Source organism: Cohnella lupini (genome assembly GCF_003386205.1).
Lineage (GTDB): Bacteria > Bacillota > Bacilli > Paenibacillales > Paenibacillaceae > Cohnella > Cohnella lupini.
Genome location: NZ_QRDY01000017.1, coordinates 24,357 through 51,144, shown reverse-complemented (window position 1 = coordinate 51,144; position 26,788 = coordinate 24,357). Strand labels below are relative to the sequence as shown.

Annotated in this window: 24 protein-coding genes; 21 read left to right on the top strand and 3 right to left on the bottom strand. The window is 50.7% G+C overall.

The window, feature by feature from the left end:
* Nucleotides 1–2: 2 nt before the first annotated feature.
* Both DFP95_RS21650 and DFP95_RS21645 read right to left on the bottom strand, forming a co-directional pair.
* Nucleotides 3–1,505, bottom strand: coding sequence for a sensor histidine kinase (locus DFP95_RS21650; protein WP_115994785.1), 1,503 nt, complete (start codon nt 1,503–1,505; stop codon nt 3–5).
* A gap of 24 nt (nt 1,506–1,529) precedes the next feature.
* Complete coding sequence (locus DFP95_RS21645; protein ID WP_147304203.1) at nt 1,530–1,907, bottom strand: hypothetical protein; 378 nt, start codon at nt 1,905–1,907, stop codon at nt 1,530–1,532.
* A gap of 194 nt (nt 1,908–2,101) precedes the next feature.
* On the opposite strand from DFP95_RS21645, the gene speD reads away from it, so the two are divergent.
* The 15 genes from speD to DFP95_RS21570 all read left to right on the top strand — a co-directional run bounded on the left by speD (nt 2,102) and on the right by DFP95_RS21570 (nt 18,257).
* Nucleotides 2,102–2,908 (top strand): adenosylmethionine decarboxylase, encoded by an 807-nt coding sequence (gene speD, locus DFP95_RS21640; RefSeq protein ID WP_115994783.1) that lies wholly within the window; start codon nt 2,102–2,104, stop codon nt 2,906–2,908.
* A gap of 54 nt (nt 2,909–2,962) precedes the next feature.
* Nucleotides 2,963–3,178, top strand: coding sequence for a hypothetical protein (locus tag DFP95_RS21635; protein ID WP_115994782.1), 216 nt, complete (start codon nt 2,963–2,965; stop codon nt 3,176–3,178).
* A 145-nt stretch (nt 3,179–3,323) separates the two neighbouring features.
* A complete protein-coding gene (gene rnz / locus DFP95_RS21630) occupies nt 3,324–4,268 on the top strand; it encodes a ribonuclease Z (RefSeq protein WP_115994781.1) in 945 nt (314 codons plus the stop codon).
* A 229-nt stretch (nt 4,269–4,497) separates the two neighbouring features.
* Entirely contained in the window at nt 4,498–6,111 is a 1,614-nt protein-coding gene (locus tag DFP95_RS21625; RefSeq protein WP_115994780.1) for a putative bifunctional diguanylate cyclase/phosphodiesterase, read from the top strand.
* A 114-nt stretch (nt 6,112–6,225) separates the two neighbouring features.
* Nucleotides 6,226–7,410, top strand: coding sequence for an ROK family transcriptional regulator (locus tag DFP95_RS21620; protein WP_115994779.1), 1,185 nt, complete (start codon nt 6,226–6,228; stop codon nt 7,408–7,410).
* An 18-nt stretch (nt 7,411–7,428) separates the two neighbouring features.
* Complete coding sequence (locus tag DFP95_RS21615) at nt 7,429–8,385, top strand: ROK family protein (protein WP_115994778.1); 957 nt, start codon at nt 7,429–7,431, stop codon at nt 8,383–8,385.
* Between the two features lie 68 nt (nt 8,386–8,453).
* A complete protein-coding gene (locus DFP95_RS21610) occupies nt 8,454–9,353 on the top strand; it encodes an AraC family transcriptional regulator (RefSeq protein WP_115994777.1) in 900 nt (299 codons plus the stop codon).
* A 130-nt stretch (nt 9,354–9,483) separates the two neighbouring features.
* Nucleotides 9,484–10,437 (top strand): ABC transporter permease, encoded by a 954-nt coding sequence (locus DFP95_RS21605; RefSeq protein ID WP_115994776.1) that lies wholly within the window; start codon nt 9,484–9,486, stop codon nt 10,435–10,437.
* 22 nt (nt 10,438–10,459) lie between these two features.
* On the top strand, nt 10,460–11,353 hold the full coding sequence (locus DFP95_RS21600) for a carbohydrate ABC transporter permease (protein ID WP_115994775.1): 894 nt from the start codon (nt 10,460–10,462) through the stop codon (nt 11,351–11,353).
* A gap of 66 nt (nt 11,354–11,419) precedes the next feature.
* Entirely contained in the window at nt 11,420–13,081 is a 1,662-nt protein-coding gene (locus tag DFP95_RS21595) for an extracellular solute-binding protein (protein WP_115994774.1), read from the top strand.
* A 180-nt stretch (nt 13,082–13,261) separates the two neighbouring features.
* Entirely contained in the window at nt 13,262–14,242 is a 981-nt protein-coding gene (locus DFP95_RS21590; protein ID WP_115994838.1) for an N-acetylglucosamine kinase, read from the top strand.
* Nucleotides 14,239–15,582: a 6-phospho-beta-glucosidase gene (locus tag DFP95_RS21585; protein WP_115994773.1), complete on the top strand. Its 1,344-nt coding sequence runs from the start codon at nt 14,239–14,241 to the stop codon at nt 15,580–15,582. The genes DFP95_RS21590 and DFP95_RS21585 overlap by 4 nt, the downstream gene beginning before the upstream one ends.
* A 123-nt stretch (nt 15,583–15,705) precedes the next feature.
* Complete coding sequence (locus DFP95_RS21580; RefSeq protein WP_115994772.1) at nt 15,706–16,893, top strand: epoxide hydrolase family protein; 1,188 nt, start codon at nt 15,706–15,708, stop codon at nt 16,891–16,893.
* A gap of 121 nt (nt 16,894–17,014) precedes the next feature.
* Entirely contained in the window at nt 17,015–17,578 is a 564-nt protein-coding gene (locus DFP95_RS21575) for a sigma-70 family RNA polymerase sigma factor (RefSeq protein WP_115994771.1), read from the top strand.
* Complete coding sequence (locus DFP95_RS21570; RefSeq protein ID WP_115994770.1) at nt 17,559–18,257, top strand: DUF4367 domain-containing protein; 699 nt, start codon at nt 17,559–17,561, stop codon at nt 18,255–18,257. Before DFP95_RS21575 ends, DFP95_RS21570 begins: the two co-directional genes overlap by 20 nt.
* Nucleotides 18,258–18,399: 142 nt before the next feature.
* On the opposite strand, the gene DFP95_RS21565 is transcribed toward DFP95_RS21570, so the two are convergent.
* Nucleotides 18,400–18,663: a hypothetical protein gene (locus DFP95_RS21565; protein WP_115994769.1), complete on the bottom strand. Its 264-nt coding sequence runs from the start codon at nt 18,661–18,663 to the stop codon at nt 18,400–18,402.
* 433 nt (nt 18,664–19,096) lie between these two features.
* Here DFP95_RS21565 and DFP95_RS21560 point away from each other — a divergent pair, with 433 nt between their 5' ends.
* The 6 genes from DFP95_RS21560 (at nt 19,097) to DFP95_RS21535 (ending at nt 26,747) form a co-directional block, all read left to right on the top strand.
* The gene (locus DFP95_RS21560) at nt 19,097–20,581 is read left to right on the top strand and encodes an amidase family protein (RefSeq protein ID WP_115994768.1); all 1,485 of its coding nucleotides are present in this window, start codon (nt 19,097–19,099) and stop codon (nt 20,579–20,581) included.
* A 109-nt stretch (nt 20,582–20,690) separates the two neighbouring features.
* Entirely contained in the window at nt 20,691–21,710 is a 1,020-nt protein-coding gene (locus DFP95_RS21555; protein WP_115994767.1) for a response regulator, read from the top strand.
* Nucleotides 21,707–23,488, top strand: coding sequence for a cache domain-containing sensor histidine kinase (locus tag DFP95_RS21550; protein WP_115994766.1), 1,782 nt, complete (start codon nt 21,707–21,709; stop codon nt 23,486–23,488). Before DFP95_RS21555 ends, DFP95_RS21550 begins: the two co-directional genes overlap by 4 nt.
* Before the next feature lie 157 nt (nt 23,489–23,645).
* Complete coding sequence (locus DFP95_RS21545; protein WP_181907555.1) at nt 23,646–24,962, top strand: ABC transporter substrate-binding protein; 1,317 nt, start codon at nt 23,646–23,648, stop codon at nt 24,960–24,962.
* 76 nt (nt 24,963–25,038) lie between these two features.
* Nucleotides 25,039–25,926 (top strand): carbohydrate ABC transporter permease, encoded by an 888-nt coding sequence (locus tag DFP95_RS21540; RefSeq protein ID WP_115994764.1) that lies wholly within the window; start codon nt 25,039–25,041, stop codon nt 25,924–25,926.
* Nucleotides 25,923–26,747 (top strand): carbohydrate ABC transporter permease, encoded by an 825-nt coding sequence (locus DFP95_RS21535; RefSeq protein ID WP_115994763.1) that lies wholly within the window; start codon nt 25,923–25,925, stop codon nt 26,745–26,747. The genes DFP95_RS21540 and DFP95_RS21535 overlap by 4 nt, the downstream gene beginning before the upstream one ends.
* Nucleotides 26,748–26,788: the final 41 nt, after the last annotated feature.

The window sequence follows — 26,788 nt, the reverse complement described above, 5'->3', positions numbered from 1 at the left end:
CGTCATCCCTCGCTCATCATTGGAAATTGAATTATGAAGTGGGTTCCCGAACCTAATGTACTCTCGCATCTGATCGTTCCGTTCAGCGATTGCGTTGCCAAGTTATAGACGATATGCATACCGAGTCCGGTTCCGCCTCCGCCGCGATTGGTGGTGAAGAAAGGATTGAAGATTTGCTCGACTACGGATTCGGACATGCCTTTGCCGTTATCGGAATAATGCAGGACGAGGTCGGTATATTGGGCGAAAATATGGATGGAAATCCGGCCTTCCTCTTCAGGTCCGAAAGCATGGATGATGGAATTCATGATTAGATTGGTAATAATCTGCGAGATGGCACCCGGATCGCTGAATAAAATAATCCCGTCATCGCCGCTAACGGTTACTTCATGCTTCGTTTTCTTCAAGTTCGGCTTTAAGCTGATTAGGACTTCCTGGATGTATTCCTTGATCCCGAAGCTTCTCTTCGTCTCGATGGATCTGTCTACCGCGACTTGCTTAAAGCTTCGAATGAGCTCCGAGGCTCGAAAAAGATTCGTCTGAATCATTCCAGTGGTTTCGCGAACGGTGCGAAGATAATCCTCCAAGTCCGTACGTTTCATCTTGCTATCCTGGAACAAGGTTTGGAAAGCCCGGGATTTCTCGTCCATGTACGAAGCGGCGGTTACGCCAATTCCGATCGGGGTATTGATCTCGTGTGAAACGCCTGCGACGAGATTGCCCAGTGCAACCATTTTCTCCGATTCCACCAGTTGCTTCTGGGCAAGCTGCAGTTCTTTGATACGCCCTTCCAGGTTGTATACCATTTCGTTGAATGCCGATGCGACTTCGTTAATCTCATGGCTAGAATCGAGGGGGATTTCCTTATAAGTAGAACCTTTTTTTACCGTGATCGCAGCTTCGCGGATTTTCAGCAACGGACGTATGAGCAGCCTGCGAATGATATAAGCCAGCGTGATCAAGAGAAGCACGGCAATCGCCAGTCCTACTCCGATGATGAACCGAACTCGGTCGCGGATAAGATCCGCGCTCTCAGAAGTGTTCACGAGCAGTTCAATCGCGCCGATCGTAACACCGTCTTCCTTCAATGGCGCGGTGAGCAGGTCTTTGGGGATTCCGTCGGCATCGTTGCGAATATGGGAGATCAATGTCTCGTTATCCGCGTTATGTATCCGGGTCAGCAAATCAGGCGGGGATGCCTGCCCGACTATTTCTCTGTCCGTCGAAGCGTAGATCTCTTCTTGCCCGTATAAAGTAAGCTTCAGGACGTTAGCGTTCTTATACTGGATATAGTCGAAGATTTGCTGAACGTCTTGCATGGAATGGGATTCTTCGTATCTTCCGTTAATCGCGATCGTCATTCCGTCCAACTGGCTAACGTAGGTTTCTTCGACGGACTTCTGCAGGCTGTACGAGTCGAACCAAACGATGACGGACATCAAGAGAATCGTTACCGTCGTTACGAGTATCAATATTCGGTTCTGTAGACTTAGTTTTCTGGGCACGGCAGTTCTCCTGTTATTAGAAGATTATACAATCTCGAAATCAAACGTTTGCGTGACGTCATATGGAGTATGGTCATTATTATGAAGCGAGACCTTTAATGTGTGTTTGCCTATCGGCAGATCCTTGAAGACCATATGGTCTTCCTTGACGGCTACCTTAGGATCGTTGTCCAAATACATATGGATGTGACCTTCTCCGGCATTGCGCGCCATTCCGTAATGCTCGGGGGATATCGTCATGTCGGTAGTCACGGTTACCGTAACCTGATCGCCGACGACATCGAGCTTAACGTCCATCGTGGGCTTGTGCCCGGCATGTTCGTTTGCGTTGCTCGATGGGGAGCTATCGCCGCATCCCGCCAAGATCAGACAACAAACGAGCATAACACTGAGAAATCTCATATATACACCCCGTCTATATATTCTATCGACTCTATTATAAGGTTTTTTGTGTAAATTTGTTGGAATTTGTTTCCGTGTTTGAGGTGTTTGTTTTATTCTGTTTGGTTCCTCGCGCGGCTATTTGCTTAGAAGTCGGCCATACGGAATCAGAAAAGGAAAAGAAGGGTAATATGTGTTAAGAACGGGGGGACAACATGAAGCTAACGCCGGAACAACGAGTCACCTTGCACGGGTTTAACAACTTAACGAAATCTTTGAGCTTCAATATGTACGACGTATGCTATACGAAAACGAGAGAAGAACGCGAGGCTTACATTGCTTACATAGACGAGCAATACAACTCGGAGAGACTAACGAAAATACTTAACAACGTAGCCGATATTATCGGAGCGCATGTGCTGAACACGGCCAAGCAGGATTACGTCCCTCAAGGGGCAAGCGTTACGATACTCGTATCCGAAGGTCCCGTGGTAGAAGTTCCGAATGAGTCCTACGATGAATCTCCGGGTCCGTTGCCGGGAAATGTCGTGCTGCAGCTGGATAAGAGCCACATCACGGTACATACCTATCCGGAATTCCATCCCAGCGAGGGGATCAGCACCTTCCGGGCGGATATCGACGTATCCACTTGCGGGGAGATTTCTCCGCTTAAGGCGCTGAATTATTTGATTCGTTCATTCGACACGGACATCATGACGATCGATTATCGCGTCAGGGGTTTTACCCGGGATATCGAAGGGCAGAAGCTATTTATCGACCACGACATTAATTCGATCCAGAATTACATCCCTCAGGAAATCATCCAACAGTACGACATGATCGACGTAAACGTATATCAGGAAAATATTTTTCATACGAAATGCAAGCTTCGCGAATTCGATCTGAACAATTATTTATTCGGATACACGAAGGAAAAGCTCGGCACTCAGGAGCAAGCTGACATCGCCGAGCAATTGAAAGAAGAGATGGATGAAATTTTTTACGGTAAAAACATTAAATAAACATTCCGATGTTGTAGAATAGAGAAGTACAGGCATATTACATGGGGTGATTAGATGAGCGACAACAATACGAATCCGGCGGATAAAGAAGCCGGAGAACAACCGAAGAAACAAAGCCAAGCGGACGCGATCAAACGCATTCTCGAGAAGAAGAAACAAGCCCAGCTTCAGGCTAACGGCCAGCAAGGGAATATGGATTCCGGTCCGAAGAAGATGAAGACGCAGATCCATAAGGTACAAAATAATCAAAAGAGGCGCACCGGCGTTTAATACCGGAGGGTCCATATCGTTCCTATAACGCGGAAGCATCCGGAAAGCCGATAACGGCTTGAAGGAATGCTTCCTTTTTCGATAAACATAAGCATTAAAGGTAAAACGAGGCAGGCACAACCTAGTCTTAATGGAGGCGTATCGGATGGAGCTGTGGTTTATGGGAACGAATGCGGGAATGCCTATCGCGGAGAGGAACGTAACCTCCATCGTCCTGCGAATGCCTCAGAACAGGGGAACGTTCTGGTTGTTCGATTGCGGAGAGGGGACCCAGCATCAACTGCTGCGGACGCCCTTCAAGCTTAGCAAGCTAGAGAAGCTGTTCGTCACCCATCTGCACGGGGATCATATTTTCGGGCTTCCCGGCTTGCTAAGCAGCCGTTCTTCGCTAGGCGTAACCGCCGAGATGGAGTTATACGGACCTCCGGGTATCCGAGATTTCGTGGAAAATGCTTTCCGAATCTCGGATTCGCACTTGGGGTATCCGTTACGGATATACGAGATCGGAGAAGGGGAAGCGTATCGCGACGAAGACTTCATCGTGGAAGCGGCCGCGTTGGATCATCGTATCGAATGCTTCGGATATCGAATTACCGAGCGTCCGCGGACCGGAGCGCTCCGAACGGATTGGCTTCTTGAGATTGGCGTCCCGGCCGGGCCGCTATTCGGTCTCCTAAAGTCGGGGCAAGACGTCGCGTTGGAGGACGGTCGAATCATTCGCTCGGAAGAGGCGGTCGGAAGCTCGTTGCATGGGCGCGTCATCACGGTGTTGGGGGATACCAAGCCGTGCGGGAATGCCGTAGCGCTCGCCAAGGATGCGGATATGCTTGTTCACGAGGCGACTTTTCTGGCCGATCTTGCCGAAAAAGCTGGAGAGTACGGACACTCCACCTCCATTCAAGCGGCCGAGACCGCACGAAAAGCAGGGGCAAAACGACTGTTGATTACCCATTTCAGCTCGCGATATAAGCAGGAGGATTTAGCTGAATTGGAATCGGAAGCGAGAAGCGCGTTTCCGAATACGGAAGCAGCGACGGAGCTCAAGCCTTATTCGATACCTCGCGGCAACGTCGACGATAATCGTCAATAAAATACGAGCCGTTCCGAAGGTCGCCGCGCCGACCAAGGACGGCTCTTTTTTATTCGATTTTGCGTATTCGTTGGCCACAGTCGCCGGGGAAATCGTGCCGAAATATTTTTCGAATTTTATTTCCATAAAGTAGGAATGTAACCTGCAGATGTCGAATGATAGAAAACCGACATAATTCGACATAAGGACAAATAATTAAGAGCGAACTGGCAGGCATGGAGGTCGAACGATGTCGAACTACGAAGCAAACGAAGACTCTCAAAGGGAAAGTTCTAAATCCAACATTACTCGCTTACCGGTCGTGGCGTCGCTTAAAATTTCATCGATTTATTTAATTTCCGGCGCGTTATGGATCCTATTCTCCGATCAGGCGTTAAACGCATTCGTGACTAACAAGCAGCTGTTCACCAGATTCAGCTTGATTAAAGGCTGGTTATTCATTGCGATTACCGCAATTTTCTTGTTCTATTTGATATATAGGACTACTCTCCGCATGAGCTTTACGGAAAGGAAGCTGCATAATCAATACACGGAGCTATTGAGCAGCCGCGAAGAGCTCCGCCAGGTGGCATTCAAAGATCAGCTAACCGGTCTGCCTAACCGGCTGGCGTTGTACGAGAATATGACATTATTAAAGGATGCATCGCTATTCTACGTGGATTTGGATGATTTCAAATATACGAACGATACTTTAGGACATGCGTTCGGCGATCGATTAATCCGGGAAATCTCCACGCGGCTAGCCGAAGACTTATCTCCTTCGGAGCAGCTTTATCGCCTAGGAGGGGACGAATGGGTATTAGTGACGAGACTGGCCAAAGATCGCCTTCAGGAGAGAGCCGAAAGACTTATCGGCCTATTCGAACGTGCGGTCGCCGTAGGCGAGCATCGAATGCATACGACCGGAAGCATCGGGATTTCCCACTTTCCTTCTCATGGCAGAACGCTGGACCAGTTGCTGCAGAATGCCGATATCGCCCTGTACTATGTAAAGAATAGAGGCAAGAACGGGTATGCCTTCTATGACGGAGCATTGAGCGTTCCGCTTCAGCATCGGGCCGATATGGAGCGTCTTCTTCGGCATGCGTTGGAGAACATGGAGTTCGAGCTGCATTATCAGCCGCAAATCAGTCTAGGTAGTCCGCGAATCGATGGGCTGGAAGCTTTAATTCGGTGGAACAGCCCGGTGCTGGGAAGGGTCGCGCCCGATCAATTCATTCGAATCGCGGAAGAGACACAATTGATTATTCCAATCGGGGAATGGGTGCTCCGCACGGCCTGTCAGTTTATTCGCTCGCTGCACGAGAACGGAACCGACAGGCCTATTATTTCGGTGAACGTTTCCGTCGTCCAATTGATCGGGCAACGCTACGTCGAACGGGTTTTGGATATTTTAAGGGAAACGGGCTTGGAACCGCGATATCTGGAGCTGGAGATTACGGAATCGATGGTTATCGAATCGTTGGACTTGATCGCGGATAAATTAAGCCGACTAAGAGAGCATGGCGTGAACATCGCGCTGGACGACTTCGGGAGAGGTTTCTCTTCGTTAAGCCACCTTATGAGGCTGCCGATCACGACGCTGAAGATCGACAAAAGCTTCATCGAGCAAATACCGGAAAGCGCTGAAGATCAACCGTTAACGGGCCTTATCATCCGCCTAGCCCAAGGCATAGGGTTGAAGGTAATCGCGGAAGGCGTGGAAACGTACAGCCAATTGGATTACTTAAAGAAATACGACTGCGATTGCATTCAAGGTTATTTATTCAGCAAACCCTTACCCGCGACGTTGGCGAGAGACTGGGTCAGAACGGCGAGTTTACCCGGCTCGATTAGTCAGTAATCTGTTTTACTGCTTACGAATCTTCGTTTATAATATATTAAGTCCAGTGAATGAAATAATCCTACTCAAGAGACTGCGGACGTTTATAGAATTACGTCGGGAGGATAGGCTGAGGTGCCCATTAAAGGTAATTTGCAGCTGATGAAAGAAATTAATACGGCTATGATCATGAATTTACTTCATAAAGAAGGTAGACTCACTCGCGCCGAGCTCACCAAGATTACCAAGTTAAGCGCGACGACGGTTTCGGTATTGATCGAGGAGCTCATTGCAAAAAGGTTCGTGGAGGAAGTCGGGGAGAAGCCATCCTCGGGAGCCGGCCGAAGAGCGATATCGTTGCAAATCAATAAAGACGGCGGTTACGTGATCGGAATATCCATCGGCAATAACTACTTGATATGCGCGGTAATGAATCTCCATGGCCAATGCATAACGGAGTTTAAGACGAAGATCGCCATAGGCAACGATTCGTTGGGGGAACAGATCAATACCGCATTGTACGCTTGCCTGAACCAAGTCGAGTCGTTGAACGCGGAGCTCATTATGGGTATCGGCATTTCAACCCCGGGCATTATCGACGAATTGGAAGAGACCGTTCTGTATTCCAGCTTGCTGAAACTTACTAATTTCAATCTGAGGAAACAGATATCCGCTGTATTTCCCAATGTTCCCGTGAAAATCGTCAACGACTCCAACGCAGCCGCTTTTGCCGAGCATTATTCCGGCGCGGGGAAAGATAAGACCAGCCTCGTCTATTTGACGATTAACGAAGGAATCGGAGCCGGGATCGTTCTCCATTCGCAGATTCATTCCGGGTATATGGGAGGAGCGGGAGAAATCGGCCATATCCCCGTAGAGCCGAACGGAGAGATTTGCAACTGCGGTCAACGAGGATGCGTGGAGACAGTATTGACCAATCCCTATATTCTCATCAAATGCCAAGCGTTAGCTCGGGAGCACGGTGTAGCCATCCCTCGGACGATCGACGAGATCATCGCCAGATACGATGCCGGAGAGCCTTGGTTAGAACCCTTATTTAACCGGATTATTAACGCGACGATGCTCATGATCGCAAGCGCGATTAATTTTATCAGTCCCGAAGTCGTCATTATCGAAGGTTGGATGAACCGATCTTCTAGGCTTTTGGATAAAATCAAGGACGCGCTGGAGAACTTTCCGTTTCCGTTCGAATTCACGCGGGACAGAGTTTTGCCGGCCTCTTTCGGCGAGAAGGGCGCCCTATACGGCTCGGCTACGTTAATGCTGCAAAAAATCTTTAGCGCATCCGTATTGGATTAATTTGGAGGTTAATCATATATGAACAGGAAAAAAGTATACGCGGGTATAGATCTCGGCGGCACGAAAATACTCGCCGTCGTTCTGGACGAGCAGGGTACCATCTTGAATAAATCGGAGGCAAGCACGAACGCCCATGAAGGACCCGAATCCGTGATCCTAAGGATGTTCGATCTGATCCAAAGGTGCTTAGCTCCCGAGCATGAACTGGCGAGCATCGGAGTAGCGACCGCCGGGACGTTAAACGCAAAAGAGGGAATCGTGGCTTATGCAGCCAACTTAGGTTGGAACCAGGTTCCGCTCGGCATAAGGCTGCAACAAGAATTCGGCGTGCCAGTCAACCTGGAGAACGACGCTAACGCGGCCGCTTACGGAGAGTGGGCCGTCGGTGCAGGGAAAGGGACGAAGAACTGCGTATATATTACCGTTTCGACCGGAATCGGAGCCGGCGTCATCAGCTCGGGCAGATTGATTCGGGGCCGGGATTCGAGCGCTAGCGAGTTAGGCCATATTACGATCGATTGGAACGGGCCGCGCTGTCCATGCGGGAATGTCGGATGCATGGAGCTGTACGCGTCCGGGACGGCGATCGCGAGACGAGCCCAACAACTCGCGACGGAATCGCCCGATCAAGCCGCTACGTTAATGAAAGCCGCAAAGGGAAGCCCTATTACGTCCCGCCACGTGGCCGAGGCTGCTTCCGCGGGGGACGAATTGTCCGCGGGCGTTCTTCGGGAAGCAGGACGCGCGCTCGGCACGGGCCTCGTCAGCATCATTCATATGGTGAATCCCGAGGTCATCGTGCTTGGCGGCGGCGCGGCTAACATCGGCGCCCCATTGCTGGAGCCGATGAATCAAGCGATTTCCGATCTCGGAATCGCCTCCATGAAGGCCGGCGTCAAGATCGTCGGTCCGTTGCTTGGCAAGGAAGCCGGAGCTATCGGCGCGGCTTTGCTGGTTGCCGCGCCTAGCGAATAGTCAATGGATATCGTCCCGTTCCGCGTTTACGCGGCGCGGGCTTTTTTATAACAATCGCCGAGGAAGGAATGATCTTATTGACCTTTACCAGGAATGAAGCTATTCCCAAAGAGAAAGTCATATGGCCCAAGCAGTATCCGATTTACGTCGGGGACACTATCGGGGTCACAACGTATTACCAGAAGCTGCATTGGCATGACGTGCTGGAGATTAATCTTATCAAATCGGGTAGCGGCTATTATATGATCAACGGTCAGAGATTTGAATTTCGGGAAGGCGATATTCTTATGATCAACTCCAATGATCTACATTGCGCGTACGAAAAGGACAATCTGGTCATGCTGGTCATTTCCTTCGCTCCTTTTTGGCTGCTTGGCAACCTGCGTTACGATTCCGAAATTTTGTCGCCATTCAAGGAGATGGGAGCTCACTTCACGAACCTGCTCGATCGCGACCATCCAAGCATCGGACTTCTTCGCGATATCTTGCTCGAATTGCAAGTAGAGCACGAGAATGAACGGCAATCGTTTGCTTCCATGGTGTATTCCCAGTTGCTGCGCTTCCTTGCCCTCGTTAACCGGGAATTTCGTATGGAAGGCGTGGGGAAGCCCAAGGAAAAGGTGAATTCCGCGCAGTTAGAGAAAGTGAGGCAAGTCATCTATGCGATGGAGGAGAAATTCGGGCATCCATGGACGCTGGAGGAACTGGCCGCTCTTGTCTATTTAAGTCCGTCGCGATTCAGCGATATTTTCCGAAGGGTGGTCGGATCGGCGCCTTTGGTGTACTTGATTCATATCCGTCTAGAGCGCGCGATGATCCTTCTGGAAACTACGAATATGAAAATTATGGAGGTCGCTTACGAATGCGGGTTTCGTACGTTGTCCAATTTCAATCGGTTATTTAAGCAACAGTACGGAGTATCGCCACGTATCTCCAAAAAAAAGAATTATCAGATAACAGTAAGATAGTGTCATAAAACAAGCGTTTAAGCGGAGAAATGACCTAAGCAAGTCCGTAAAATACAAGAAGAAAGAGCATATTTAACACAGAGTTAATCTGCAGTTAATATTGTGGAAACTTCACGGACGGAGGTTATGAATGTCGCAGACGAGTATCCGAACCGCGAGGGAAACTTATTCGAAGCCTAATGGAATCGTAAGATTGCTGCGTCAATGGGATATTCAACTCATGGTTTTGCCGGCATTGCTATTCATCTTCCTCTTCAGTTACGTCCCCATGTACGGCGTGCTGACCGCCTTTCAGGACTATAGCCTGTTCAAAGGATTTCTGGGCAGTCCTTGGGTCGGGTTCAAGCATTTCGAGATGTTCTTCAATGCACCCGTGTTCTGGGATATCATGCGGAACACTTTGGTCATCAGTTTGCTGAAATTAATCGTGGGGTTCCCCGCGCCGATCCTATTGGCGTTAATGCTGAACGAAATCGGTAACAGAACCTTCAAGAGAACCATTCAAACGATTAGTTACCTCCCTCACTTTCTATCATGGGTTATCGTGTCCGGATTCGTACTCTCCTTGTTATCTACGGACAACGGAAGCTTGAACATCCTGCTTCAGAAACTCAACCTCATCGAAGAACCGATCAACTTTCTCTCCATGCCGGAATATTTCTGGGGGATTCTCGTTACGACGGGAGTTTGGAAGGAAATCGGATTCGCTTCCATCGTCTATCTGGCGGCTATCGCCGGCGTCGATCCTCATCTCTACGAAGCCGCGTCCATGGACGGGGCGAGCAGATTCAGACAAATGTTCACTATCACCCTTCCTTCTATTTTGCCGGTAGTTATCGTGTTCTCCATTCTCGCGATCGGGAATTTATTAAACGCTGGTTTCGAGGACATTCTCTTGCTAGGCTCTAATCCGATCCTCCGGGACGTAAGCGACGTGTTGGATACCTACGTGTATCGAATCGGCATCGAGAACTCCCGTTACTCTTACGCTACGGCGGCAGGTATCTTCAAAGCGGTAATCAGCGTCGGATTGCTTGCGGGGGCCAATTATGTAGCGCGCCGATCGGGTAACAGCCTGTGGTAACGGAGAAAGAGGGGACGACTCTATGAAACTTTCTGGCGGAGATAAAGTCTTATCGGTCACGATTTACGTCCTGCTCTGCATTCTGGGCTTCACCGCGTTCTATCCGTTCTGGAATGCGGGCGTCGTCTCCTTCAACTTGGGGACGGACACGATGAAGGGCGGGATCACGTTCTGGCCGCGCGCGTTCTCGTTGGAAAATTACGAGGTCGTGTTCAAGGACAAACGATTGATCGACGGATTCGTCATTTCCATACTTCGAACGGTTATCGGTACGGTATTAACCATATTGGCCACTTCGATCTTCGCTTACGGCATGACCAAACGGGAATTAATCGGCCGTAAGTTCTACATGATCGCGTGCATATTCACCATGTATTTCAGCGGTGGACTTATTCCGAGTTACTTGCTTATCCGGGAGCTCGGATTGATGAATTCATTCTGGGTGATGGTTATTCCGGGATTAATCAGCGTATGGAACATGATCATCTTCCGCGCCTTCTTCATGGGAATGCCGGCCGGGCTGGAAGAATCGGCGAAAATCGACGGTAGTTCCAATTGGGGAGTATTCTTCCGTATCATTTTTCCTTTATCGGGTCCGGTACTCGCGACATTATCGCTGTTCACGGCAGTCTATCACTGGAACGATTGGTTCGCACCGGGCATCTATATTTCCAATGTCGATCTGCTGCCTATTCAGACCAAGCTGCAGCAAATTCTTAACTCCAATATCATGAACGAGCAAATGTCCAAGATGGACTCGAGCGCGAGCAGCCATCTGAATCAAATGAGATCCGTCACTTCGAAATCGTTGTCCATGGCTACGATGATGGTCGCGACCGTGCCGATTCTCTGCGTCTATCCTTTCGTTCAGAAGTACTTCGTTAAAGGCGTATTGATTGGTTCACTGAAGGAATAAACGGAGGGCTTAAAGCAGTCGACTTTGCTTTAACCATAGATGAACATTCAGAAAGGAGTCTAATCAATGATATCCGAAAAGAAGAGCCTGAATTACGTTCTGATTTGTACGCTTATCGCCATCATGGTAATAACGGGTTGCTCGAAGAACAACGAATCGCCTGCAGGGTCGGGCACGTCGGAAAGCACGGGGGAAAGCTCGGGAGAACAGCCGGCTACCTACGTACTCGGGGATCAGCCGTTGGAATTCTCGTTCTATGGCCATTACGATTGGTATACGATGCCTAATTGGGGCGAGGATCTGGCAACGAAATGGATCAAGGAAAATAAGAAGGTCAACGTTCTGCCCGTAAGCTCGGGCGGTAACGCCAAACAAAAGCTGAGCACGATGATCGTCTCCGACGAGCTGCCGGACGTGATCTGGATGGAACGAGGAGCGGACGTGGAGAAGCTTCGTTCGGAAGGCATGCTCGTTCCCTTCGACGATTATTTGAACAAATATCCGAACCTGAAGAAGTGGGCGGGCGAATCCACCTTGAACATGCTCCGTTCGCCGGACGGCAAGCTGTATCAATTCCCGAACTGGTATACTTCCCAGCCTAACGGAAACGCGGGTTACTTGGTCAATAAGAAGATTTACGAGGAGCTGGGATCTCCGAGTCTGGAAACGACGGACGATTTCTATGCCTATCTGCAGCAGGTAAAAGCCAAATATCCGGACGTCGTGCCGTTCGAAGTCGGCCAAGGAGCCGAAGGCGTCGACATCCTGTCTTCCGCCTACGCGGAAAACCGTCCATACCTGTTCAGCGCGCAGAGCATGATGGCGGTGCCGGTCGGCAACGAACTGACATCCGTATTCAAGGATCCTTCTTTCCGCGAGTCGCTTCAATTCGCCAACAAGCTCTATCGGGAAAAGCTGATTTCCCAAGATGCGTTTACGCAAAAGCTTGAGCAGGTCGAACAGAAGATCGTTACGGGCCAAATCGCCGTGTATGCGGCGTCCAGTCCGACGGAATTCGGAGCGAAGGGGAACTCGGCCCTGAAGGCGCAAGATCCTAACGCCGGGTACATCATGGTCTGGCCTATTCATAAGGCCGGGCTGGATAAGACGAAGATCTTCCCGGGAGATTTCAAGCAACTGGGATGGAACGTTAACGTCATCACTAAGAACGCGAAGGACCCGGAAGCGATCTTCGCCTTCCTGGATTGGTTCACGGGTCCGGAAGGACAAAGAACGATCATGTGGGGACCCGAAGGCCTGTATTGGGAAGGAACGGACGCCGAAGAAGCGCCGCTGTTCACGGATAAGTTCACGAGCGATATCGAAGGACGCGACGCGCTCATGAATTCCACGGTCAATTTTCAGTGGAACGGCAATACGGTGTACGTGGATAAATCCAAATCGAAATTCGAATCGACGCTTCCGCCGGAGAAGCGCAGCTGGGAAACGTTCTGGCAGTCGGAGATCACTTGGAAGACGCAGTTCAATGCGACGGAATACGTGAATTTAGAGCCTGCCGGCGACTCGGATGAGGGAATCATCTCTCAAGGAGTTACCGAAATCTACGAAAAGGCAAGAGCTCAAGCTGTTATCGGGGCCAAGTCCGAAGACGAAGTATTATCGATTCTCGACCAAGCGGAGAAGGATGCCCAGAAGCTGGGTTATGATCAACTGCTCAAGTTCAAAACCGAGAAGTGGCAGGAAAACGTGAGCAAGCTTAAACAATAAAGATAAAGCAATCGTCGGCATTTCCTTGCAACGATCGCATTAGGTGAAGAAAACAGAAAACAAATCGACGTAACGGGTTTGGAAGCCGGAACGACATGCCAGCATGCGCTTAGCGCCAAGCATCCGCGCATGGGGTTCCCGGCTTCCGAAGCCCGGTATTTGATATGGGAGAGAGCATATTTGAACTATTACTTGGGCGTTGACGGCGGAGGTAGCAAGACGTTGGCCGTCGTATCGGATTCGGCAGGGCGCATCTTAGGAAGAGGCGAAAGCGGGTGCGGCAATCACCAGCTTGGAGTCGAGCTAGCAATCCGCAACATAAGGGAAGCGGCAGTCGCGGCCATGAAGCAGGCCAACGTGGAGCATGCCGACATCGAGTATGCGATGTTCGGCTTGGCCGGCGCGGACAGGGAGCCGGATTTCCGAATCCTCCGCCCGATGATTGCCGAGTTAGGCTTTAGCAAGCACGGAATCGTATGCGATACCGTGATCGGATTAAGGGCGGGGACGAAACAGCCGGACGGGGTCGTCGTCATCTGCGGCAGCGGCACGAATTGCTTCGGGGTTAACAAGCGAGGCGATTCGCTTCAATGCGGCGGCTTCGGATACGCCTTCGGCGATTTCGGCGGAGGTTCGGACTTGGCCATAGAAGCGTTCCGATCCGTCATCCGCTCATGGGAAGGAAGAGAGAGACCGACGTTGCTGACCGAAGCGGTACTCGCAACGCTCGGCTATACTTCCGTCGAGGAGATGTTCAACGATTATTTGGATGAAGGCAAGGGAATCTCTCATCATCTGGCCAAGCTTTTGTTCCAAGTAGCGAATGACGACGAGGTTGCCCGGGGGATTCTGCAACGCCAGGGTACGGAGCTCGGATTGGCGGCAAGCGCGGTCATACGGAAGCTAGGCATGGAACATGACAAGTTCGATTTGGTTCTTGTTGGTAGCGTGTTGACCAGAGGAGATAGCGAATACGTAACACCGTATATCGAGAAAGAGATTCAATCGGTAACCGGCGGGTGCACATTGCGCTTGTTGACGATGGAGCCAGTTGCGGGAGCGATTTTATTAGCTATGGAGCACTCGGGCGATACCGTCGGGAGCGCCGTTTACGAGCATCTGGAAGAGAGATTATCGGTGAAGGGGATCAGAACGGCATGAGAAACTCGTTGAAAGTAGCGGTAATCGGCGGAGGTTCATCCTATACTCCGGAGTTGATCGAAGGTTTTATCGATAGCTACGAGACGTTCCCCGTTACCGAAATCGTACTGCTGGATATTCCGGAAGGACAGCGGAAGCTAACCATCGTGGGTCAATTGGCGCAACGGATGATCGCCAAGTCGGGCTTGCCGATTCAGGTCAGATTAACGCTGGATCGGAGATCCGCGCTGGAGGGAGCCGACTACGTGTCGACGCAAATGCGGGTCGGATTGCTCGAAGCCAGAGCTTGGGATGAAACGATCCCGTTGAAGTACGGCATGATCGGGCAGGAAACGACGGGACCGGGAGGCATGATGAAAGGTCTCCGCACGATTCCCGTCCTACTTGATATTTGCAAGGATATGGAGGAGCTATGCCCGAACGCCTGGTTGCTTAATTTTACGAATCCCGCAGGGATGGTTACCGAAGCGATCCATAAGTACTCTAGTATTCGTTCGATCGGACTCTGCAATTCTCCGATCGCGGCTTACAAGTGGCTCTCGTCGTTGTATTCCGTGCCGGTCGATCGAATTCGCTGCGAGTTCGTCGGACTTAACCATTTGCACTGGATCAATCGGATTACGGTCGACGGCGAACAGAAGCTTCCCGAATTGCTAAGCAATCGCGATGGCTACTCGGCCAAGAACGTACCTCAATACGACTGGAACCCCACCCTTCTGCGCTCTCTTGGAGCGGTGCCTTCTTATTACTTGAAGTACTTTTACCTTCACAGGGAAATCCTTGCGGAGCAGCAGGCTGCCGCGCTTAAAGGCGAGACTCGCGCCGAGACGGTTAAACGTCTCGAGGACGAATTATTCGAAATCTATCGGAATCCGGATTTGTCCGAGAAGCCTAAGCAGCTTGAGCAACGCGGAGGCGCTTACTATTCGGAAGCCGCGGTTCGGCTAATGAATTCCCTTCATAACGATACGCGCGATATTCAAACCTTGAATGTGTCCAACAGGGGTATTCTCGACTTCCTTTCCGACGATGCCTGTATCGAAGTCAACTGCATCATAACGAAACAAGGGCCGATTCCTCAACCGCTTAGCGAAGTTCCCGCCTCGGTGAAAGGTCTCGTTCAAGCCGTGAAAACGTATGAGCAGCTCACGATCGAGGCGGCCGTTACCGGAAGCAGGGATAAGGCGTTGCTGGCGTTGGCGCACCATCCGCTAGTTGCTTCCGTAAACGACGCGGAGAAGATGCTAGACGAGATGTTGATTAGAAACAAGGCCTTTTTACCGCGCTTTCAAGGCGTGATAAGCGAAATCAGCCTTCATTCAGCAAATGAATGGACCTGACTTTGGCAAGATCGTCGTATTGACGCCCATCGAAGCCGACCATTTATAACGGATTGTGAATAATTCGGATTTGAACATAGTATCAATAGGGAAAAGCTGCCGTTTGTAAAAGGGAGATTTCCGATGAGAGACAATACCGCTGTTAGACCGTTTCGACCCGGATTCGCACCGGAGTCGCTTCTAATGGATCTGCGTCGGCGTGTCGCCGCGACCAGATGGCCCGACAAGGAAACCTCTCCGGGTCAGTCGCAAGGCGTGCCGCTTGAGACTATTCAAACGATCGCGCGCTATTGGGCAACTAAATACGATTGGCGCAAATTCGAAGCAGGGCTTAACTCCCTCCCGCAGTTCGTGACGGAAATCGACGGCTTGGATATTCAATTCATTCACGTTCGATCGAGTCACGAGGGAGCGATCCCAATGATTCTGACGCACGGATGGGCGGGCTCGATCGTCGAACTGCTGAAAGTCATCGATCCGTTGACCCGGCCGACGGCGTACGGAGCTCCGGCATCGGACGCGTTCCACGTCGTAATTCCTTCGCTGCCGGGTTACGGATTCTCCGGCAAGCCGACCAAGCCCGGTTGGGACATTCCTCAAATCGCCAGGGCTTGGGCAGTGTTAATGAACCGGTTAGGCTATAAGAATTACGCGGCCCAAGGTGGCGATTGGGGCGCGCTCGTCGCGGACATGATGGGGGTGCAACAGGTTCCGGGGTTGTTCGCCATTCATAGCAACATGCCCGGTACGGTACCTCCCGCCTACGAAACAGCGATTATTAACGGGAATCCGATGCCCCCCGATTTAACGCAAGAACAGAAAAACGCTTGGATGCAGCTGGATTTCTTCTATCAGCATGTCGGTTACGCCCAGATCATGAGTAGGCGCCCGCAAACGCTGACTGGGCTGGCGGATTCGCCGGCAGGTCTCGCGGCATTTAATCTCGACCATGACGCGAAAAGCCTAGAGCTCATATCGGGAGCGTTCTATGGTCACCCCGGGGGTATATCGCGAGACGATTTCCTCGATAACATCACGCTCTATTGGCTGACGAACACGCCCGTCTCTGCCGCACGCCTCTATTGGGAAAATAAGCTCCCGTTCTTCTCGGTCAAAGGCGTCAATCATATCCCGGTCGCCATAAGCGTCTTTCCCGACGAACTCTATCAGGCTCCTCTTAGTTGGGCGAAGGAAGCCTACCCGAAGCTGTTTTATTACAACCGTGTTGCCAGGGGAGGACACTACGCCGCGTGGCAGGTGCCGATGCTTTTCTCCGAAGAGCTTCGCATGGCGTTCCGACCATTTCGTTAAAGAGAAAATCGAAGAAACCCGAATCTCGGTTCGGGCTTTTTGCTTTTCTTGGAGCAGACTTATTTTAAAATGAAGCGGATCGCAGACTAAGACCGTCTAATAGATAGGAGGTGGTTATCCCATGAAGCCGGCCGGCTTTAAACCCAAGGAAGATTTCTCGAAAGATCCCGATCAAGCGCTTGAGCAACTCATGGATAGTTATGGCTCAATTGTCATGCGAACCGCTTATTTCTATATCGGCGATCGGCATCTTGCGGAGGATATAAGCCAGGAAGTATTCCTGCGCGCCTATCGAAAGTGGAACTCGTTCCGGGGAGACAGCACCGTAACAACCTGGTTAACGACGATCACCGTCAACTTATGCAGAGACAAGATGGGCGTTCGGATGTTTACGGAGCAACCAACCGACCCAATTCATATGGAACAAGGGCGAACGATCAGCGTTGAGGATGAGGCTCTAATCAGATTAGAGAAGAGTGAAGTGCTACAGCATTTGCTAATCTTGCCCTTACCATACCAAGAAGTGTTGTATTTGTATTATTATTTGGACCTTGGAACGCGAGAGATCGCGGAAGCGATATCGTCTCCCGAAGGAACCGTGCGAAACAGACTTCACCGGGCGCGCGAGGCGTTGGCTCGGCAGATGAAAAAGGAGGAACCGACCCATGAACGACACGGATCGTAATTTGCGTCAGCAACTTCGAAAGGAGTCGGATGAGATTTTGTTCTCCCCTATGGAATTAAGCGATCAAGCGAAGAGGAAAATACGGCAACTAGCGGTTACGGAAAAGGTAGGTCGTCGATTCGTCTTCCGGAAAAAAACTTGGATCATGGGTGCGGCGGGGCTGGCAGCTGCGTTCATGATCATCGCATGGCTCCCTATGTTGCAGCAGCCGACGGTTCAGGCTCCCGCTGCGAGTCCGATCGAAAGCTCTGTCCCGTCGAACGCTGGAAATGCAGGAACTACCGGATCGGAACTGTCTCAATTGATCACAACCCGGTTGAACACAGCGGAAGAAGCGAAAGCGGCTTTTGGACCGGGCTTGAATGCTCCCACCTATTTACCGGAGGGATACAAGCTTTCGGATATCACGGCGGTGGGGATGAAGGGGGAACCGGCGAGGGACGTGAACTTCACTTATGTTTCGGGTGAGAAAACGATCACCTTCGTTGCTAGCCGAATGCCGGCTGCATTCCCGGAAGATCTGTTTTCTCCTACTCAAGTGAACGGTGTGGATGGATTAGTGTTCGAACAGACAAATCTTACCGAATTATTCTGGGTACAAAGCGACATTCAATACTCCGTTACGGGGAACGTTTCGGCCGATGCTGCGTTGAAGATCGCTGAATCGTTAGAAGGATAAGTGGTGGAATTGCCCTCTAGCAATCGATGTCATCGTTCGCGGAATGATCGAGGAGGAGATTGCATGCCGGGGGCGAACCGCAAGCGGTGACTGACAAAAAAAGCATGGAGCCTCGGCGCACATGCTTTTTTCTTTTATTAAGTCAGCAACAACAGCCTCTTCCCGGTGTCGGAATCAGAACGATAACCAACAATTCAAATAAGACGAGCGGGAGAATAAAGGGAAAGAAGGAAATATGGGCTTTCCCGTCTTTGCCGTTCCTGCGAGCGGAGACGACATTAGACAGATAAACTTTGCCGTTATCGACGTTGACGATTTTACCCTTATACGTCCCGTGAACGGTTTTGATCTTCACGTAGCGATTCAAATACTTTTTCGCAATTTCCTGTTTCTTATATTTATGCAATGCCAAACCTCCTTCGCGATTCAACTAAGATAGTATATGAGGTTCGGTCAACAGAAGTATGGGCGGCTTGTCCTTAGAAATTAAATAGAAGTTAACAAGAACGACCCGATCTCGCTCGATGCGCAATTGGCGTTTATCGTCGAGAGCTTTCTGGGCAAGGAAGGATTGGCGCTCCTTTAGTAGCGCTGTAAGGACGCACATCGATTAGAAAGTAGCGGGCGCCGGTATCCGGCGCCCGCTTTGATATTGCTGAATAGGGTGTGCCCACCAATATTAATTAGATACTTTTGGAAGCTTCGTCAACGTGCTACGATATGGATATTCAGGGGACGTTGCGGTCAGCTAATCGCCTACGCTGGAGGGCAAGGAACTTTACTTTATTACCGGAACGCTCATGACGACAGCGGTGCTACCAAAAAGGGAGAGATTCTAAATGGATGGAACAATAAATGAAAGATTAATAGAGGCAGACATCGATTCGTTGCGACTGGCGATGGAATCGGGTTCGTTAACGTCGGAAGCTTGCGTTCGCTGGTACTTGGAGAGGATTGAACGGCTCAACCCGGAGTTGAGAGCGGTACTGGAAGTCAATCCGGACGCTATCGCTATCGCGGTGGAGCTTGACGAGGAGCGTCGGGAACGCGGTTCTCGCGGACCCCTTCACGGCATCCCGATCTTGCTAAAGGATAATATCGATACAGGCGACCGTATGCATACGAGTGCCGGTTCGGTCGCTCTTGCGGAACATTTTGCAAAGACGGATTCGGTCTTGGCCGCGCAATTAAGAACTGCGGGAACTGTATTCCTCGGCAAGGCGAACATGACGGAATGGGCGAATTTTATGTCGAGCACGATGTGGGCGGGGTATAGCTCCAGGGGCGGCCTGACGCTTAATCCCTACGGCCCCGGCGAGTTATTCGTGGGAGGCTCGAGTTCGGGATCCGGGGCGGCTGTTGCCGCGAATCTTTGTACCGCCGCCATTGGCACAGAAACTTCGGGATCGATCATAAGCCCATCCTCGCAAAACGGACTAGTCGGTCTAAAGCCGACTATCGGGCTCGTAAGTCGAACAGGCATCATCCCGATAACGCATAGTCAAGATTCGGCCGGTCCGATGACGCGTACGGTCAGGGATGCCGCGACCTTGCTCGGCGCCATGACGGCAGCAGATGCAGAAGATACGGCCATGCAAGAGAATGGGCGATTGGCGTATTCGAATTATACGAATTTCTTGGACGCGAATGGATTGCAAGGAGCAAGGATCGGAGTTCCTCGCCATTATTATAGCGGATTGGACGGAGCTCGCGCGGAGATTATCGAGAGGGCGATTATCTTGATGAAGGAACGCGGGGCGATCGTTGTCGACCCGATATCAATGCCTTGCGAGAGTGCGAAGTGGGATTGGGACGTCATGCGGTTCGAGTTCAAAAAAGGGCTGAACGACTATCTGGACAAAGCAGGTCCCGGCGCTTCCGTTCGTTCGTTAGATGAACTCATCGCCTATAACGAAGCGAATCGCGACGTCGCGATGAAATACGGGCAAGACACATTGATCTCTTCCAATGAAACAAGCGGAACATTGACTGAAACGGAGTACGCCGAGAGTTTGCGCCTTAACCTTAAGGTATCCCGGGACCAAGGCATCGACCACGCGATCCGAGAATACCGGCTGGACGCATTGCTGTTCTTAGGGAACGAGGAGGGCCTCGATTTGTCCGCCCGTGCGGGTTATCCTGCTATTACCGTGCCTGGCGGGTATGCAGAAACAGGCATCATTGCTGAAGGCGGCTATACGACCAAAGGCCCGCAGGGAATCACTTTCGTTGGAACCGCCTACAGCGAACCTATGCTATTCCGACTTGCTTATGCCTACGAACAAGCGAGCAAATACCGTTTTGCGCCTACCGATCCGGTTTAGTCTTGATTGCACCACGGCATACCCCAATATTGAGGAGCTTTCCGTAAAATAGAATCATTTAGTTGGTGCTATACTAGGACAACAGCCATATCCGGGGGGAGGATGACGGGTGTTCCAAGTATTGGTAGCGGAAGATGAGATTTGGATTCGGAAGATGATAGTAGACATTATCGAGACTACAGAAGGATTCCAGGTCGTGGGGGAAGCCCGGAATGGCCAAGAGGCATGGGATATGCTTCAGGAGCTATGGCCAACCTTAATTGTGACTGACATTATGATGCCTCAGCGTGATGGATTATGGCTGGTTGAGCAGATTGCGGAGAAGAAACTCCCGATGGAAACGATTATTATTAGCGGTTACGATAAATTCCAGTATGCTCAGCAGGCGATGAAGTATCAAGTTTCCGAATATTTGCTTAAGCCGGTTAAGGAGAATGAATTAAGAGAAGCAATGCAGCGTCTTTACACCCGGCTTGAGGATAACGACAAATGGCATATGTACTTAGTGAAGGTCCAATCTTTCTTGGAAGAACTTGCAACGAGAGAAATGCCTGCTCACCTTCATGATTCGCTCCATAAGCTTCTGGAGTCCGTATGGTCGATTCGCGATGCCTACCCGGCTTATTACGCGGCATTGCTGCGGCTATTGCATAACAATTGGATGGAGCGAATCGGTCATCCTTCGAGCGGGACGAGCCAACATTTTCATGTCGATGATGCCTTGACGATCGAGCAGATCCGGACTCACTTCGACGATCTGCTAAGCCGGTCAATGCAGTTCCCGTCTTCGGAGAGCTATCAGCTGGATAAGAAGGTTATTCGGGAAGTATGCGCCTATCTGGAGCAGCAATACCGTAAGAACGTCTCGCTAACCGAGATGGCCGAGAGATGCCATATGAGCGTCTCGCATTTCTGCAACGTGTTCAAGCGCCAGACGGGGATGACACTTATTAATTACGTTAACAAGATCCGGGTGGAGAAGGTGAAGCAGCTGCTTCTGGAGCCGGATCTCAAAATATACGATATCGCGGATCTGGTCGGATATACGACGATGTCGTATTTCAACCGCATCTTTAAGGAATCGGAAGGCGTATCGCCAAACGAGTACCGTAAGGCGAGAGGAGTATGAGCCTCGGGAGCCGCTTCTCATGGTATAACTACTCGATCAAGTTCAAGCTGACTTTCATGATGCTCGTCAGTTGTATTCTATGTACGTTCGTCACGGGATACCTGATTAACCATAACTACAGCACGGCCGTGCTTCGCGATTATCAAGCCACTTCTGATGAAGCGACAAGCCGGCTTGGCTATCAGTTGGACTATTATCTGGAGCAAGTCGAGCATTCCACCTGGAACATGATCGGCGATTTGAAGATTCAGCAGTGGTTGGAAAAGACCGGCGAGTCCAACCAGGCGAGCATTGCCGAAGTCCAGAATACGCTAGAGAAATACCGGATTTTTAACTCCTGGGATATTGCCGGACTTTGGGTTGTAGCCGGGGACGGAAGAATGGAATCCAGTGTAACGGATATCGAAATTCCGCAGGCGCAATACGCCAATACGACACCTCAAATTTCGATTGTTCGCCAGACCGGATTTTACCGCAATGAGGAATTCCCGTTTATCTCGATCTCGATCCCCATATATAGCGTTAACAATGGACGACTGGTAGGGCATTTGGTTCTGAATCTGCAGTTTATCGAGCTGGAGCGGTTGTTCACGCAGACGAAACTGGGGCAAACGGGAAAATTCTATGTGCTGGACAAGCAACAGAACCGAATGGTGTTCCATCCGAATTCGGCGCTCATCGGCAGGAAGATCACGGAGACCAATCTGTCCGGCATTGATCTAAGCATCAAGGGGAATGCTACGATGCAATCCGTCGACCATACCCGAATGTTGATTGGCACGAGAGAGATGCCAAGCCAAGGCTGGACCATTGTCTCGGTAGTGCCGCTAGGCGAGATGGCTTCCGGACTTAGAGCAGCCGATCGGACCACGATCCTCATGATGGCGGTCATTCTTTTGCTTGTGCTGCTGCTGGTGCCCGTCTTGGCCAGACGGTTCGTATCGCCCATCGGCCGATTGATGACGGCGGTTAACCGGATGGAGCATGGCGATCTGACCGTTAGGACGGAATTCAGGCCCGGACCGGATGAGATCCAAATTCTAAGCATGAAATTCAATCGCATGACGGATCGGCTCGTTACCCTTATCGATGAGGTCATGGAACTATCCAAGAAAGAGATGCATCTGCAAATCAGGCAGAATGAGGCGGCCATACAGGCATTGCAAAATCAGATCAACCCTCACTTTCTGTATAACACGCTCGATATCATTAAAAGTATCGCGTACCTCGAAGGCAATCGGCGCGTCGTTGACATGACGCATAACCTCGCGGATTTCTACCGTTATACGGCGAATGTGCGCGAGAAGGAAGTAACGCTGGCAGAGGAGATTAAGGCGCTGGATCAGTATCTCCATATTATCCATATCCGATTTCCCGAGGAGTTCTCCAGCGAAGTGCTAGTGAACGAGAAATACCATGGCTGCCGGATGGTTAAGCTTACTTTGCAGCCGATTGTGGAGAACGCAGTTAAATACGCGATCGAGCCGCGAGGCGGGAAGGGCGTCATCCGAATCAGCGCATACAGCGAGAATTCCAAGCTGATTATCGAAGTCATGGACAATGGACCCGGCATACCGGATCCGCTGCTGCGGACGCTGCAGGAACGGTTAACGAGAGTCGTATCTGATCCCGACAGCTACAAGGGCGAGGATTCGTATGGTTTGGTCAACGTGCATTCCCGTCTCTACTTGCAATACGGGGAGGGTTACGGTCTGGGGCTGCATGCGTTTGAAGGCAGAGGGACGGTCGTAACGATTACGGTTCCATTTATTCAATAGTTCGGCGAGCGGTGCGGGAGGTTTCCTGCGCCGCTATTTTTATAGCCAAAGTGAAGAAAATAGAATCGAAATGCAGAGGATTGAGAATTCAGGCCGGAGTCTGCTTCGGATAAGATGTAGAGGTAGTAAACAAAGACTTTCGAAAAGGGGAAAGAGAATGAATAGAAAAAAATTAGCTTCTGTGGCATTAACAACGGTTATCTCCACGGCCTTATTGTCCGCCTGCGGCACCAATAACGGAAACGATGCGGGGAATTCGGTAGCGACGGCAGGAGCATCAGCCTCGAACTCCAATGACTCCGGTAAGCAGGTCGAGCTTCGGATCATTAACTGGCGCGTAGAGGATAAAGCCTTCTTCGACCAATTCAATGCCAAGTTCGAAAAGGAAAATCCAAATATTAAAATTCGATACGACGCGACGCCTACCCAAAGTTACGCGCAACTCAAAAACTCGCGCATTGCCGCTAACGAAGTAGACATCGTAGCCGGCGATTACAAGACGATGAACTCCGCCGACCAGCGCGAGCTGTGGATGGACCTATCGGGACAAAGCTTCCTTAGCAGTTATAAGAAGGATGCCTTGGAGAACCTGAGCTATGACGGCAAGCAATACGGCCTGCCTTGGAACAAGGTAAGCCTGGTTGCTTTCTACAATAAGAAGATGTTCAGCGATCTGGGGCAACAAGAGCCCAAGACATGGACGGAGTTCACGGCGTTGCTGGATAAGATCAAGGCCGGTGGCATTGATCCGATTCTCGTAGGAGGCAAGGACGGCTGGCCAATGCAGCAAATCGTCCATACGCTGGAGCCTTCCATCGTGCGCGGGGCGAAGCCGGACTTCTACGGCAAAGACAATGCGAATGTGATGGCGCTCACGAGCAAGTTCACCGATCCGGAATGGGTAGAAGTGTTCACGAAGTTCAAGACGCTCAGCCAGAACTTCCAGAAGAACGCCCTCGGCCTCGCTTATGGACAAGCGCCGGGACTGTTCGCGCAAGGCAAAGCGGCTATGATGATCGACGGCACGTTCAGCCTCACTCAGATTAACGATGCGAAGCCGAATTTCGAAGTGGGTACTTTCATGATTCCGGCTACGGACGATGAGGCCAAGAATAAGATCGGTTATGCCAAGATCGGCGGAGCCTGGTTCATCGCGAATAATTCGCCGAACAAAGAGGCGGCTATGAAGTATCTCGAAGCGTTCAGCCAGAAAGACAATTACCAGCTCTACATCGATACGGTCAACCAATTCCCGGTTATGGACGGCATCACGATGAAGGATCCGCTTGCTCAACAAATCAATGATCAGCTATCCGCGAAGGATGCAGTGGACCAGTTCACCAACATTCAGAACTCGGGCTCCACTTATGATCTGGATCTTCTCAATCAGCTCGCAACCAGCGATCTGAAGCCGGAAGAGGCAGCGCAACAATGGCAGAAGAATTATGAAGACAGTAAGGCTAACTGGAAATGATTCGGCATACAAGTCCCGCGGACTTCGCGGGACTTGTAATTACACATTTTGTAACTACACATAAGGAAGGAGTGGAATGATGGTCAAGACTTACCGTTCATGGGCACCTTGGATGGCCATATTGCCGGCGCTGCTGCTGTTTTCCGTCTTTAAGATTTATCCAGCGCTCGGCACGCTCTTTTTCTCGATGACGGACTTTAACGGCAACATTGATCATTTCAGCTGGATCGGTCTGAGAAATTATAAGAACGCTCTTACGATTAACTTCGATGACTTGACGAATGCGATCGGCATCTCGTTTACGTTTGCTTTTTTCACAACGGTTATTCAGAACATCCTAGGCGTGGCTCTGGCCGTATTGGTCAATATGAAGATCCGCGGCAGGAACGTGTACCGCTCGATCTTGTTTATGCCCAACGTCCTAGGGGTCGTCATCATCGGTCTCATATGGACGCTTATCTTCGACCCGTATTCCGGACCGGTCAATCAGATCCTAGGTCTGTTCGGCACTAGCTCCAGCATGCTTGGGGATTCGCAACTGTCGCTGTCGCTCGTTATCCTCGTTCAGGTATGGACGTCGGTAGGATATGCGATGGTCCTGTACCTCGCCGGGCTTCAAGGCATCTCCCAGGATATTTATGAAGCGGGAAGTATGGACGGAGCGGTAGGCTGGAGAGCTTTCCGGTACTTGACCCTTCCGCTGCTACAGCCGATTATCGGCGTTAACATTCTGCTGAGCATTATCGGAAGCTTGCGCGTGTTCGACCTCATTCTCATCCTGACGAACGGCGGACCGAATGATTCCACGATGACGCTAGGCATGTTCGTCTTCAAGACCATCTTCGATTCGAACGGAACGCAAGGTTACGCATCTGCTCTTGGCATCATTCATTTCCTGGTTATATCCATTGTCGTCGTCATTGTACAGACGTACATGCGCAGACGGGAGGAGAAGCTCTCTTGAGATTAACGGCAAAGCTCCCTTATACCTTTGTTCATGTCATCTTGGTCTTGTTCAGCTTGTGCATGCTGCTTCCGATTCTAATGATCGTAAATATCGCGCTGAAGACCAATACCGAATTCCTGAATTCGCCGTTATCCATCGCCTCGTCTTTGAACTTCGATAACTTCGCCGAAGCGTGGAAGCAAGGCGATATGGTCACGAACTTCAAGAACAGCCTGCTCTATACCGGATTCTCTACGGTGCTGACTTGCCTGGTAGCGGCACTCGCGGCTTATCCGATCTCACGTAAGCATATTCGAGGCACGGGATTCCTGCTCGGGTTGATCGGCATCACGCTGTTTCTTCCGGATGGGATAGTCCCCATGCTCTTCTTCATGAAATATACGGCTTTGCTGAATACGTACACAGGGTATATCCTGCTCAGCTCCGGCATTAATATGGCGTTGATGGTGTTCATTCTGGTTGGTTTCGTCAAAAACATTCCGGCAGAGCTCGACGAAGCGGCAGCACTCGACGGATGCGGCTATTTCCGTTACATTCTGACGATTATCATGCCATTGTTGAAGCCGGCCCTTACGACCGTGGCCATGCTTAAGATTATTAATGTCTGGAATGACTTCATTAATCCGTACCTATATCTGACGGATAAAGAGAAGCGTCCGCTCACTTCGGGCTTGTATTTGTTCGTCGGGGAGTTCTCGACCGATTGGACCGTTCTTGCGGCAGGTATCGTTATCGTGGTCACTCCGCTCGTGCTCGTCTACCTGTTCCTGCAGAAATATATTATAAGCGGGGTTAGCAGCGGCGCGTTGAAAGGCTAGGTTAATAGCATTACACAACAATGATTAGGAAGGTGAGGTTC